9 protein-coding genes are annotated in these 14,080 nt (G+C 43.4%); 7 read left to right on the top strand and 2 right to left on the bottom strand.

All coding sequences use genetic code 11. The annotated features are described in order from the left end of the window. Positions 1-13 precede the first annotated feature (13 nt). From MusilaSJ_RS06690 to MusilaSJ_RS06670, 5 genes are all read left to right on the top strand, one after another. Positions 14-3,583 carry a VCBS repeat-containing protein gene (locus MusilaSJ_RS06690; protein WP_274989264.1) on the top strand — a complete coding sequence of 1,190 codons (3,570 nt, stop codon included), beginning with the start codon at positions 14-16 and terminating at the stop codon, positions 3,581-3,583. Positions 3,584-3,727: 144 nt separating this feature from the next. Continuing rightward, on the top strand, positions 3,728-5,563 hold the full coding sequence (locus MusilaSJ_RS06685) for a 3-keto-alpha-glucoside-1,2-lyase-like domain-containing protein (protein WP_274989263.1): 1,836 nt from the start codon (positions 3,728-3,730) through the stop codon (positions 5,561-5,563). Between the two features lie 12 nt (positions 5,564-5,575). Continuing rightward, on the top strand, positions 5,576-7,540 hold the full coding sequence (locus tag MusilaSJ_RS06680; protein ID WP_274989262.1) for a c-type cytochrome: 1,965 nt from the start codon (positions 5,576-5,578) through the stop codon (positions 7,538-7,540). Positions 7,541-7,680: 140 nt separating this feature from the next. Then, complete coding sequence (locus tag MusilaSJ_RS06675) at positions 7,681-8,451, top strand: 3-keto-disaccharide hydrolase (RefSeq protein ID WP_274989261.1); 771 nt, start codon at positions 7,681-7,683, stop codon at positions 8,449-8,451. A 180-nt stretch (positions 8,452-8,631) separates the two neighbouring features. Then, the gene (locus MusilaSJ_RS06670; RefSeq protein WP_342457030.1) at positions 8,632-9,903 is read left to right on the top strand and encodes an IS4 family transposase; all 1,272 of its coding nucleotides are present in this window, start codon (positions 8,632-8,634) and stop codon (positions 9,901-9,903) included. A 375-nt stretch (positions 9,904-10,278) separates the two neighbouring features. Here MusilaSJ_RS06670 and MusilaSJ_RS06665 read toward each other — a convergent pair whose 3' ends face one another. Beyond that, a complete protein-coding gene (locus MusilaSJ_RS06665) occupies positions 10,279-11,511 on the bottom strand; it encodes an MFS transporter (protein ID WP_274989260.1) in 1,233 nt (410 codons plus the stop codon). Positions 11,512-11,567: 56 nt separating this feature from the next. Then, on the bottom strand, positions 11,568-12,221 hold the full coding sequence (locus MusilaSJ_RS06660) for a FadR/GntR family transcriptional regulator (RefSeq protein WP_274989259.1): 654 nt from the start codon (positions 12,219-12,221) through the stop codon (positions 11,568-11,570). Between the two features lie 185 nt (positions 12,222-12,406). Between MusilaSJ_RS06660 and MusilaSJ_RS06655 the strand changes: the two genes are divergently transcribed. Together MusilaSJ_RS06655 and MusilaSJ_RS06650 are read left to right on the top strand one after the other, a co-directional pair. After that, entirely contained in the window at positions 12,407-13,015 is a 609-nt protein-coding gene (locus MusilaSJ_RS06655) for an RNA polymerase sigma factor (protein WP_274989258.1), read from the top strand. 48 nt (positions 13,016-13,063) lie between these two features. Then, complete coding sequence (locus MusilaSJ_RS06650; protein WP_274989257.1) at positions 13,064-14,002, top strand: FecR family protein; 939 nt, start codon at positions 13,064-13,066, stop codon at positions 14,000-14,002. Positions 14,003-14,080 lie beyond the last annotated feature (78 nt).

Below are 14,080 nucleotides of genomic sequence, written 5' to 3'. Positions count from 1 at the left end.
GTAAATTTTGTCGATGAAGAAAATTTTATCCATCGTTATACTATGTTCATCTGCCTTATTCGCCTGTAAAAAGCCTTCACTTTTTCAGCAGGTTTCATCATCTCATTCGGGCATTCATTTTAAAAATGAGATCATCGAAAACGATTCTATAAACCCGTTAGACCTGGTGAATATTTATAATGGAGGGGGCGTAGGGGTTGGTGATTTTAATGGCGATGGCCTGCCCGATTTGTACTTTACGGGTAATATGGTGGCAAGTAAGCTATATCTTAATAAAGGTGATTTTAAGTTTGATGATATTACCGATGCCGCGGGTGTAAATGGCGCGGGCCGATGGGGAAGAGGTGTTGCGGTAGTTGATATCAACAATGATGGTTTACCAGACCTTTACATTTGCAATACCATTACCAAAGATTCGCTGAAAAGGCGGAATATACTATACGTTAACCAGGGGAAAGGCAACGATGGTATTCCTCATTTTAAAGATGAGGCTTCAGAATATGGCCTGGAAGCAGGGGCACAATCAACCATGGCCAGCTTTTTCGATTATGACAATGATGGCGACCTGGATATGTACCTTACTGTGAACAGCGCCACGGCAAGTTACAATCCTAATTTATTCGGTAACTCAAATTATACGGCAAATCATAGCCGGGGCAGGTTGTACCGTAACGATTGGAATGAAAAATTACATCATGGCGTGTTTCATGATGTATCCGTACAGGCAGGTATTAACCTGGATGGCTACGGCCATGCAGCCACAACAGTCGATTTTAACAACGACGGGTGGAAAGACATTTACGTATCGGATGATTTTATATCAAACAACATCCTGTACATCAACAACCATGATGGTACTTTTACCAATCGTACCAAAGAATATTTTAAACACACATCCTACAACGCTATGGGGCAGGATGTTATCGATATCAATAACGATGGCTTGCCTGATGTTGTTGAACTGGACATGAATCCGGAGGACAACTATCGCAAAAAGATGATCCTCGGTCCTAATAGTTACCAAACCTATCAAAACTTTGATATTTATGGTACACAATACCAGTACGTACGCAATACCCTGCAATTAAACCAGGGCCCGCGTTTAGGGCAGAATGGTGCTATTGGCACCCCCGCTTTTAGCGAAATAGGCTTTTTAAGTGGCATCGCCCAAACCGACTGGAGCTGGACACCGCTGATCACCGATTTTAATAATGACGGCTATCGGGACATGATCGTAACCAACGGCTTCCCTAAGGATGTGTCTGACCACGACTTTATGACTTACCGTGACCAGGCTTATGCCGTTACTTCCAAACAAAAAGTTTTAGATCAGGTCCCCGAAATTAAGCTGCATAATTACGCTTTTGTGAATAACGGCAATCTCACCTTTAGCGATGTGAGCAAGGATTGGGGGCTAAACCTGCCAACTTTTTCAAACGGGGCCGTATATGTCGATCTGGATAACGACGGCGCCATGGATATGGTTGTTAATAATATCAATGACGAAGCACTGGTTTACCGCAATACATCGCGTGACGATAAAAATAAGCTTGATAAAACCCACTACCTGCAAATTAGCTTTAAAGGTGATAAGCAAAATATTAATGGTTTAGGTGCTACGGCCGAGATATTTTACGATAAGGATAAGACACAGGTATATGAAAATGATCCCTACCGGGGATATATTTCATCGGTACAAAGTATAGCGCATTTCGGTCTGGGTAAAGTTACCACAATAGATTCGGTTTTGATCAAATGGCCGAATGGCAAAAGAGAAAAGCTGACAAAACTAAAAGCAGATCAGTTAATAAAGGTTGATATAAAAAACGCTAAGGACCCTTATTCCCTGGTTCAGCCGCAAATAGCCGCGAACGCCTTATTTAAAGAAGTAACAGATTCCATAGGAATCCATTATACCAACAAGGGAAGCGGTTTTCTTGATTTTAATATCCAGAAACTACTGCCGCACAAACTTTCTGAGTATAATCCGGCTTTAGCTGTGGGGGATATCGACGGCAATGGTTTTGATGATTTGATCATTGGTGGTACAGCCTATGATCAGGCACAGGTCTTTTTCCAGATGCCCGATGGCAAATTTAACCGCCGGGACCTCTTGACAGGCAATATTAATCCTGCCCATAATTTTCAAGATGAAGGTTTGTTGCTTTTTGATGCCAATGGTGATGGTAAGCTTGATTTATATGCGGCCAGTGGAGGTTACGAATTTGCAGCAAATGGCCCTGAATATCAGGACAGGCTTTATATCAATGATGGCAAAGGCAATTTTACGCCTACTGCTGATGCTTTACCTTCAAACCTCACCAGTAAACTTTGCGTACGGGCTTGTGATTATAATAAAGATGGCAAGCCCGACCTGTTTGTATCAGGAAGAGTTGAGCCATGGAAATACCCCAACCCGGTTTCGAGTTTTATTTTGCGGAACGATAGTGAAAATGGTCATGCAAAATTTACGGACGTTACAGCACAGGTAGCCCCGGCTTTGAAAAACATAGGCATGATTTGCGATGCCCTGTTTACCGATTATGATAACGACGGCTGGCCCGACCTGGTCATGGCCGGCGAGTGGATGCCGGTAACATTCCTTAAAAATGAACATGGTAAGTTTGTTAATACCACAGCTCAATCCGGCCTGGGCAATAAGCTGGGTTGGTGGAACTCATTGGTGGCCGGCGATTTCAGGCATACCGGCCGCACGGATTATATTGTCGGGAATTTGGGCGAGAATAGCCTGATCAAAGCCAGTGACCAATATCCTGTTTACATTACAGCTAAAGAATTTGATAAAAGTGGCATCTACAGCGCGATTCCGTCTATTTTCCTACCCGATCAAAACGGGGACAAAAAAGAGTACCCAATGTACGGCCGCGATGATATGCTGAAGCAAATGATCAGCATGAGAAAAAAGTTTACCAATTATCGCTCGTACGCCTTGGCAACTATGGACGAGGTGCTTTCACCCGAACAGAGGAGCGGCGCGTTGAGGCTGAAAGCTAATACCTTACAATCATGTTTTTTAAGGAATGATGGCAATGGTAAATTTACAGCTATCCCGCTGCCGGTTGAAGCCCAGGTATCGGTATTAAACGGTATGGAAACCGGTGATTTTGACGGGGATGGAAACCTCGATGTAGTTATCAATGGCAACGATTATGGCAGTGATGCTACTATCGGGCGTTATGATGCGCTTAACGGTTTAATGCTGAAAGGTGACGGCAAAGGCAACTTTAAGCCATTAAGCATTATGCAAAGCGGTATTTATATTCCGGGGGATGGTAAGGCCCTGGTTAAGTTCCGTGATAAAAATGGGCAGGTGATATTGGCCGCCAGTCAGCATAAAGATGTTTTAAAAGTTTTCAGATCAGAAAATAAAACAAAAACTATCCCGGTTAAGGCCAATGATGTTTATGCACTGATTAAATATAAGAACGGCAATACCTCAAGGCAGGAATTTTATTTTGGCTCATCTTTTTTATCGCAGTCGGCAAGGTTTATACAGCTTAATGACAAAATATTAAGCGTTACAGTTTTTGATGACAAGGGTAATCAAAGGCTTATAAATTAGGTGTTTTACCATCGGGTGAAATTACACCGGAAATTGATTAAAATATTTCGTAATCGATTGCGTAAATTAATTATCTTGCGTCGCTAATATAAGGCCGCATTGTTATGCGCTTTAGCCAATAAACCATATTATAATTAAAAATCAATGCATTGCTTTAATCAATCTCCTAAGCTCTTCGGCAGAAAAAAGTTTTGGATAGCATGTGTTTGCCTGCTGGGTTGCCAGCAACTCAGGGCGCAAAACACGGTACCTCTTACTGATCTTTCTTTTTTTGATAATCCATCACCCAATTGGAAAGTAGCAGCCGGCGCACAGGCTGATATTGCGCAGGATGAAGTTTTAACCACTAAAGATGGTAGCGGGATTTTGGTAAACCTGCCCGGCAAAAAGGACGCAAAAGACCTGTTTACCAAAACCACTTATGGCGATGCCGATCTGGAGCTTGATTATATGATGGCCAGGGGGTCAAATTCGGGTATTTATTTGCAGGGGCGTTATGAAATTCAGCTTTTAGATAGCTGGGGAACGGTGAACCCTAAATCGGGAGATAATGGTGGCATTTATGAACGCTGGGACGATAGCAAGCCCGAAGGTCAGCAAGGTTACGATGGCCATGCGCCAAGGCAAAATGGCAGCCGTGCGCCGGGTTTGTGGCAGCACATGAAAATTTCGTTCCAGGCGCCGCGCTTTGATGGCAACGGCCAAAAGATCAGCAACGCCAAGGTCCTTTACGTTTGGCTCAATGGTGTTTTGATCCAGGATAATGTTGAGCTTGCCGGGCCAACCCGCGGAGCTTTTGACAATAAGGAAGCGGCAATTGGTCCGCTACGTTTGCAGGGTGATCATGGCCCGGTAGCTTTCAGGAATATCAGGATAACCAGTTTTGACAAGCCTCACCCTGCAATTTCAAACCTGAAATACGGGGTTTATAAAGATGGGGTTATTGAGGGAGATAGTTATAAGAAACTAAAACCCGAATCAGACGGAACTTCGCCCGTATTGTCATCAAACCAGGGTAAGCTTACCAATGATTTCCTAATCCGTTATACTGGCAATATTCAAATTAAAGAAGCTGGTGAATACGTTTTTAAACTAAATGTACCGGGTGGTAAAGGCAAGTTGCGTATTGACGGAGTTGATGCGGTTACGTTAACCGAAAACAAGGGTGAGGGCAAGGCCCAGTTACAGCCCGGCGATCATCCGTTTGAATTACTCTACTCAAAAACTGTCGAATGGGCCAGGCCGGCTTTAGGGCTTACGGTGTCAGGCCCGGGCATTCGCGAGTATTTATTGAGCGATGCCAATGTCAGCAACAATGATCCTGTTGATCCTATTTTGATTAATGCAACTTCAAATACTGTATTACGGAGCTTTTCTGATTTACCGGGAGGTATCAGGGTTACCCATGGTGTAAATGTAGGCAGCCCTGAACTGTTGCATTACACTTACGATTTAGATAAAGGAATGATTGTTGAACTCTGGCGTGGTGGTTTCTTAGATGCCACCCCCATGTGGCATGACAGGGGCGATGGCTCATCGCGCCCGGCTGGTTCTGTACAATACCTTGGCAAACCTGTCCCCGCTATCGAAAAGCTGAGCGATGCAAATGCCGCCTGGGCTTTGGATACTGCCGGCACAGGATACAGGCCCAAAGGCTATGTTTTGAATGCCGACGATGTTCCTGCATTTAAGTACAATATTTATGGCACTTCGGTAAATGATGCCAGCAGTGTGATGGATAAAGGCCAGGGCATTCACCGGGAAGTAACACTTGCCAATGCAGTAGACGGTCTGTTTTATCACCTGGCATCGGGCAATATCGAAACGCTTGGCAATGGATTATATGTCATTGACGATAAATCTTACTATATCCGTATTGATGATGCAGCAGGCGCCAAACCTATTGTTCGGGATGCGGGAGGAAAGCAGGAACTCATCATCCCCATTCAAAAGAAATTAACCTATTCTATCATTTTTTAAGCTGCCTTGATCATGAACAATACTTTAAAACAAATGATAAACAAGGGCACGTTTTTATTTACGCTTATAATTATCGCGCTGTTGAGCGATATCAAAAATACTTTTGCCCAGGCCGAATCGCCTAAAGAAGATGATTTTTTTAAGATCATGAAAGTGCCAGCGCCTGAGGGTACTATCCTGGAAGTTGGCGGTTTGTGTACGCTGCCTAATGGCACCCTGGCGGTAACTACCCGTCGCGGAGATATATTTATGGTCGAAAATCCAACCGGTCAGCATCCGTTTTTCCGCAAGTTTGCTTCGGGTTTGCACGAGGTGTTAGGTGCGGCCTGGAAAGATGGTGCGTTGTACGTTGTTCAGCGCGGCGAATTGACCAAGCTGGTTGATACCAATATGGATGGTAAGGCCGATGTTTTTGAAACTATTTATGCATGGCCATTATCTGGTAACTATCATGAGTATAGCTTCGGGCCTAAAATAGCGCCCGATGGCTCATTCTTTGTGACTTTAAACCTTGGCTTCCCGCCCGATTGGTGGCACCCGAAAAGCTTTGTGCCTTACCGGGGCTGGGCTTTAAATATTAAGGAAGATGGCACTGTTACGCCATGGGCGGCAGGCTTGCGTTCGCCTTGCGGTATCAGCATGATTGATGGCGAACTTTGGTATTCAGATAACCAGGGCGACTGGGTTGGTTCAGGTAGTATCATGCCGATCAAAAAAGGAGCTTTTATGGGGCATCCTTCAAGCCTGGTTTGGACGGGTTTGCCTAACTCGCCGCTAAAACTCACTTCCGAGCAATTCTTTGCCAAAAACAACCCGAGGATAGAATTTGATAAAAACGGCCAACCAGTAAAGCCGCAGGATATTGTTAATGAAAAATTTAAAACGGAGTTTGAGGCTAAAAAGGAAATCCCTGAATTACAACTGCCCGCGGTTTGGTTACCGCATGGGATCTTAGGAATCTCCAACTCCGAAATTGTTAAAATCCCGGAAGGCGCATTCGGCCCTTTTGCCGGGCAATTACTGATCTGCGACCAGGGCCAAAGTATGGTCGACAGGGTGTTTTTAGAGAAGGTTAACGGCGAATACCAAGGCGCGGCCTGGGCTTTTAGAAGCGGTTTCCAATCGGGCATAGTAAGGCTGGCCTGGTTACCTGATGGTTCATTGGCTGCAGGCGAAACCAACCGTGGCTGGGGATCTGCCGGGGAGGCCACTATGGGCTTGCAGCGATTGGTATGGAACAACAAAGTTCCGTTTGAGATGCGTGCTATCCGTGCAATGCCCGATGGTTTTGAGATAGAGTTTACAAAGCCGGTTGATAAGAAAGTAGCTGAGGATATAGCTTCATATTCTGTAGAAAGCTATATCTATAAATACCATGGCGTATATGGCAGCCCGCCGGTAAATACCGAGAAATGCCCGATAGCAGGTGTGAAGGTATCTGCAGATGGTTTAAAAGCGCGATTGATTGTGAATAACCTGCGTAAATATTATATCCACACCATTACGCTTGCAGGTATCCGCGATAAGGAAAACTATTTTAATTTAGTTCACCCAACGGCTTATTATACGTTGAATAATATCCCCGAAGGGCAAAAACTTTCCATGACGGAGGTAAGTACGATAAACTCCGCCAAAGCTGCAGCCGCGGCCGATCTGAAAAAAGGCGTTGCCGGTAAAAAAGCTGCGACAGTAAAATCTGTAGTTGGGTTAAACGCGGTTCCTACTTATGCCGAGGTACAGCCGATCCTGCTGAAAAATACCTGTCTTTCGTGCCATAACGCTACAAAAAGACAGGTTGGCCCGGCATATGTTGACGTTGCTAAGCGGAAATACAGCGTAGCTGAGCTTATCCAGTTGATCCATAGCCCTAAGCCTGAGCACTGGCCCGATTATTCAACACCTATGCCTCCGATGCCGCAGGTTCCTAAGGAAGATGCCCGTAAGATAGCTTTATGGATCAAATCGCTCGCTAAATAAAATTTAAAGAAGCTGAAAGCCGAAGGCTTAAAGCAAAAAGCTAAAGACCCTGTCTTAAAAGCTTTCAGCCTTTAGCTTTATGCTTTCAGCTAAACATGAATTAGTTATCTGATTATTTAACCCGATCAATTGTTTTAAAAATGAAACGCAAACTTATTTTCACTGCTTTATTAGCAGGTAGTTCATTAGTAACATTCGCGCAGCAAAATGCCAAGCCGGAGGATACCGAGATCTGGTCGCCGGTGCCGGCTGTAGTTACCCCGGGCAAAACTTTGGGAGATGCACCTTCTGATGCTATCATTTTGTTTGATGGCAAAAACCTCGATGAATGGGTAGCCACCAACGACAGTACATCAAGTCATAAATGGAAGGTGGATGATAAAATTATTACGGTAGATAAAACGGCAGGCGATATCCAAACTAAACGTAAATTCATGGATTTTCAGTTGCATATAGAATATCGCATTCCATCAAACATAACCGGCAGTGGGCAAGCTCGTGGTAATAGTGGTATTTTCCTGGCAGCCTTGCCATGGGGAGCCGGTGGTTACGAGTTACAGGTGCTTGATAACTATAACAATAAAACCTATGTGAACGGGCAGGTGGGCAGCTTGTATAAGCAGGCTATTCCACTGGCTAACGCCTGCCGTAAACCTGGCGAGTGGCAAACCTATGACGTGATCTGGACAGCACCCCGTTTTAACGAAGATGGTTCACTGAAATCAGCGGCTCGCGTAACGGCATTTCATAATGGTGTGCTGGTTCAAAGCAATACATCGCTGATAGGGGATACACCTTATATAGGCAAGCCCGAATATCGTAAACATGGCGCTTCACCAATTAAATTGCAGGCCCATGGTGATAAAAGTGAACCGATTAGTTATAGGAATATCTGGGTAAGGGAATTATAAGAGGAAGAAACCATGTCATTGCCACGCTACGCAATGACATGGTTCTTTTATTTTTTCCTTGCGTTCGTTTACAAATTATAACCGCCAATCTAAGGGGTAAAAGCCGGGGACTGTGCGATTCCCCTCTTGAGAGCATAGCCGTCAATTTAAGGAGTAGTATAAAAATTTTTAAGAGCAAGAATCGGCCAACCAAACCTGACAGGGTTATTTAGACGCTTAAAAGCGGAATTATTTGACCATGGATTTCTTGATACCCTTGCTAAAAACACGGGAGTGATCAAACGTTTAAGGAAGATAAGCGGATCAGATCTTCTGGATACGCTGCTATTTGACAGCAATCAATCATTTAATGGCATGAGTATGCAGCTGATGTTAAGGCATTCACTTAATATATCAAAACAGGCCCTGCATCAAAAGTATAATGAAGGGCTGACGGAGTTTATCAAAGGGGCTCTGGAGCGACTTTTAGCGATAGAATTGCCTTGTAGAGAGATACAAGGGCTTGAGATCAACATCAAAGATTCCACACGTTTTGCCTTACCGGAGGCAATGGCGGATGTTTATCCGGGGACAAAAGGCTGCGGGATAAAAGCTGGCGCGGCCCTGCAGTTTGAGTTTGGGATCAAAAGTGGAAGTTGTGATATCAGGCTAACACCGGGCAATTGCAATGACCAGAAAGAAAGCCACCTCGATCAGCAGATGATTCGACCGGGTGTATTATACATGAGAGACCTGGGTTATAGCCATATTGCTTATATGAGCAACATTATCGAAAAGAAGGCATTCTTTGTCAATAAGTTAAGCCCCAAAACATCGATACACATTCTGCGTAATGAAGTATACCAGGAGCTGGACCTGACCGCTTTACAAAAATCAGGAAAAGCATTTGACGGTTTAGTTTATATTGGAAAAGACAAGCTACCTGTCCGGATGATTATTGAACCGGTAAGTGATGAAATAAAAAACAACCGGATAAGCCATACCGATAAATACAACAAAAAGAAAGGCCATCAGACAACAGCGCTTTTCAAGCTCAGAGCAGGCTTTAATTTCATTGTAACCAACCTGGATAGCACTTACAGTGCCGAACTGATCCGGAAACTCTATCATCTCCGCTGGCAGATCGAGTTGGTGTTCAAAGGCTGGAAATCATCGTTGAAGATCCATCAGATGCCTAAAGGAAATACCCACCGTATCACCTGTGCACTTTACAGCAAACTATTATGGGCTATGTTAAGCTGGAAGATAACAATGTCAATCGGTAAGATCGGCGAGGTAAGTATCCTCAAGGTACACAGTTTTATAGCATCAGGTATGCAGGAGCTAAGGCTGCAATTGTGGGGATTAAGCAGTAAGTGGCTGGATATGCTCGAACAGCTTCCGTTTTACAAACTGCTTAAAGAGCAGAAAAAAGGACGGCTCAAAACAGAGGAAATTGTAATAATTATTTGATAATCAATATATTAAATGCTATCTTTAGGTGTAAACAAAGAGAAAGGCAGAACCCTTTACCGATCTGCCTTTCAAAAAAATAGAAATAAAACTATGAGAGCAAAAATACATAAAGTTTGCCTTTACGGGCAAACTACGTTCTGCCCTCAATCTCAAAAAAACAAACTCTTTTTTATTGCTTTCGCTTAAATTGACGGCTATGCTCTCGAGAGGGGATTTTGAAGCATTTACGCTGAAGCAACCTCTTAAGTTAACGGCTATGCTCTTGAGAGGGGTGGAGGGGTGTGTTTCTGTTTTGATAAGTCTACCGTAGAAACCACCCCTGCTATCGCTCGTTACTCCGCGCCCCTCTCAAGACGGGATTTTGCTTAAACCTTAGCCTTTCACCATCTTCTTTCCTTCAATATTGGGCAATAAACCAGTGAAAATACCTATCAGCGGCAAATAAGCGCAGATCTTAAATACATAGTTGATACTGGTCATATCTGCAACTTTACCCAACACTGCGGAGCCTAAACCGCCCATTCCAAAGGCAAGGCCGAAGAATAAACCCGCTATCAGTCCGACTTTTCCTGGTACCAACTCAGTTGCGTAAACTAAGATGGCCGAAAATGCTGATGAAAGGATTAGCCCGATAAATACAGATAAAACGCCGGTCCAAAACAATGACACGTAGGGTAGGAGCATGGTAAAGGGCGCTACGCCTAATATTGAAATCCAGATGATGTACTTACGGCCAAAACGATCGCCCAATGGTCCTCCGAAAAGCGTTCCGGCAGCTACCGAACCTAAAAACATGAACAGATAAATTTGTGATTGCTGAATGCTTAAGTGAAACTTATTGATCAGGAAGAAAGTATAATAGCTGGTGATGCTGGCCAGGTAAAAATATTTGGAGAATATAAGCACCAGCAAAATACCCAGGGAGAATATTACCCTCCTTTTGGAGATATTCAACTGAACGGTTTCTTTAGCATTTTTGTTTTTTGCATTAAAACTGAGGCGTTCGGCATACCATTTGGCAATCCGCAACAGTACCAAAATCCCGGTGAAAGCGATAAGGCAAAACCAGATCACGTTTGATTGTCCGTAAGGGATCACGATAAGAGCTGCAAGCAGCGGGCCAATAGCACTGCCAGCATTACCACCCAGCTGAAAAATAGATTGGGCCAGTCCTTTTTTACCTCCCGATGCTAAATGTGCTACCCGCGATGACTCCGGGTGAAATATGGATGAGCCAATACCAATAAGGCTTACGGCCATCAGCATAATATAAAAGTTGCCGGCAAAAGAGGCAAGCATCAGTCCGGATAGAGTGAAACCCATGCCAATTGCCAATGAATATGGTTTGGGTTTTTTATCGGTATAAAGGCCTACAAATGGCTGCAAAATAGAAGCGGTAATTTGATAGGTGAAGGTGATTAGCCCTATTTGGGTAAAGTTAAGACTAAACCGTTGCTTGATAAGCGGATAGATAGACGGTATAACCGACTGGAGCATATCATTGATAAAGTGTGCAAGGCTTATCGTAAACAAAATTGAATACACTGTTTGCTGAACCAATTTTTTAGGTTCGGGGATGATAGTTGTTGATGATGTAGATTCCATTAGTGACAGATTAAATTATAAAACATTATATCATCGGATGAATTTGATTAAATTTTTTAATATTGATGAATCTCCATAGCTGTATTCCAGGCCTGTTTCGAATCGCAATCGAGAATGTTTTTCAGGAGCTTTTCATGAAGGTGCTGGGTTTCGATAAAAGTGCGCGTATCGGGGTGGATTTCAGTGAACCAGTTTTTTAGGTGTACTGCCGCCGTTTTATATAAATCGCTCAGGATCTCATTTTTTGATGCTTCCGCGATAGCAATATGAAATTTAACATCGGCATCAATACATTCTTCCAGCAGCCCGGCTTCGGCAGTTCTTTTCCGGGTTTCCAAATGGCTTTTCATGGTAAAAATATCCTTCTGTGAGCGGTTTATAGCGGCTTTTTCCGCTATTTTCATCTCCAGTAACTGCCTTACCTCGTCAAGATCTTGTGATCGGGCGCGTTTAATACGGGCCTCCATTGGCTCCGGATTAGCAGTAGTGCGCTCTACAAAAGTTCCGGCACCCTGCTGAATCCTGAGCAGACCCGATTGTACCAGGCTTTTGGTTGCCTCGCGAATGCTTGAGCGGCCAACGCCAAACTCGGCCATGAGCTCTGGTTCGGTAGGGAGTTTATCATTGATTTGATACCTGCCCCCGGCTATCTGCTCTTTCAGTTTCCCGGCAATCTCCTCAGCCAGCGATTTTTTAATAATTTTGCTCATTTGTAAATCATCAGATGAATTGCAAAGATATAGGTTTGTTTGAGAAATAAAAGTTATTTTGGGATCAAAATCTATTTTAAAAAAAATAGTGCCAATTATTAGCCGGTGTTTTCTAAAGCATTAATATATATTTAAATTTAGCTTAACATTCGTGCCGTTACTTTGATGCCATAAAAATACCCCTTGTGAAACAATATTCGGATGCACAACTTTTACTTGAACTGCAGGGCGGTAATGATGGGGCATTCAGGGAAATTTATGAGCGTTATGCTGATAAATTAATTGCTTTCGCGTTAAAGAAAACACAAAATGAGGATGAAGCGATGGATATGGTACAGGAGCTGTTCCTCTCCATATGGAAAAATCGCAATACTATCCAGGTAAATGGTGCGCTTGAAGCCTACCTCATGGTTTCTGTTAATTACATGAGCTATAAGTGGTATAAAAAGCAAAGCAGCAAGCCACGCCCGTTAGATGATGTTTCCGAATTACAGGAAACTTACGAGCATACCACCGACCAAAAACTTTCCCTTGCCGAATTGCACCTGTTGATAAACCAGGAAATTGCGGATATGCCCGAAAAGATGCGCCAGGTGTATTTGTGCAGCCGTGAGCAGGACATGACCGGCCCGCAGATTGCCGAGTTTTTAGGCTTATCACACCAAACAGTGCGCAACCAGATCAGCAACGCCTTAAGCAGGTTAAGAAAATCCGTACAGAAATATTATAACGTTATCCCTTTTGACAATTACGGCCGCTTTTTGCTGCTGATAATTTTTTTCAAACGCTTATAGTACACTCTTCTTTTCCCGGTCACTTATCAGGTATAAAGCTCCTGTTAGGTGAACCAAAAAGAAATAAAAAGACTACTCCATAAGTTTAACGCTGGTAAATGCACCGACGACGAACTACTGCTTTTACAGCAATTAATGCACAACCTCGATACGGATGTCAAAGCCGGTGATAAGATTAAAGCCCTTAAGCAACCGCTTTGGGAACGTATAGAAAAGCAAACCATAGGTAAAGGAAAAGTACGCAGGTTAAATACTGTCTGGTTAAAAGTTGCTGCAGCTGTGTTGGTTGCTGTATGTGCCGGACTGTTCTATTCAAAATTGGCTACCCATAAAAATGAGCCAATTGCTTACCAGGTACTCACTGCCCCTAAAGGTAGTATGAAACAGGTAATGCTGCCTGATAGTACCACAGTTCAGTTAAACGCAGGTACTACGTTAAAGTTCCCGGTTAGTTTCGGCGATGCGAAAAGGGAAGTAACGCTGATAAATGGCGAGGCCTTTTTTGATGTGAAACATGATGTTAAAAGGCCGTTCATGGTGCATACTGCAAAAGTTACCACCCAGGTATTAGGAACATCGTTCAATATTAAATTTTATAAGGAGCTGCGCGATCTGCAGGTTTATGTGAACAGTGGTAAGGTTGAGGTGCATGATCAACACCATACGTTAGGATTTTATACCCCGCGGCAGCAACTAACCTACAATAAACAGCATGAAAGTTTTACACGCCAGGAACTAATGGCCGATCATGCGCTGAGCTGGATGCACGATGAGTTAATACTGGATAATGTGTCATTTAAGGAGATCACCGTTTATCTGCAAAACCGGTATAACGTGAATTTTAAATACGGTGAGAAACGGCTGGCACAGCAACACTATTCGGTAAGGTTTTCAAATAAGCTGAGTATTAAGCAAGTGTTGGATATACTTCAGTTTATTGACGGCCGAAAGTATAAATTAAACGGAGATATGGTAATTATTAAATAATAATATAAAAGAGAAACCAATGCCTGCTACGAACAAGCACTGGCTTAATTAAGTGTAGCTGCCAAAACTAAAAGCCAA

Origin of the sequence: Mucilaginibacter sp. SJ, assembly GCF_028993635.1 — a bacterium.
In the GTDB taxonomy this organism is placed as follows: domain Bacteria; phylum Bacteroidota; class Bacteroidia; order Sphingobacteriales; family Sphingobacteriaceae; genus Mucilaginibacter.
The sequence above is the reverse complement of the archived record's forward strand: the minus strand, read 5'-3'. Positions and strand labels throughout refer to the sequence as shown.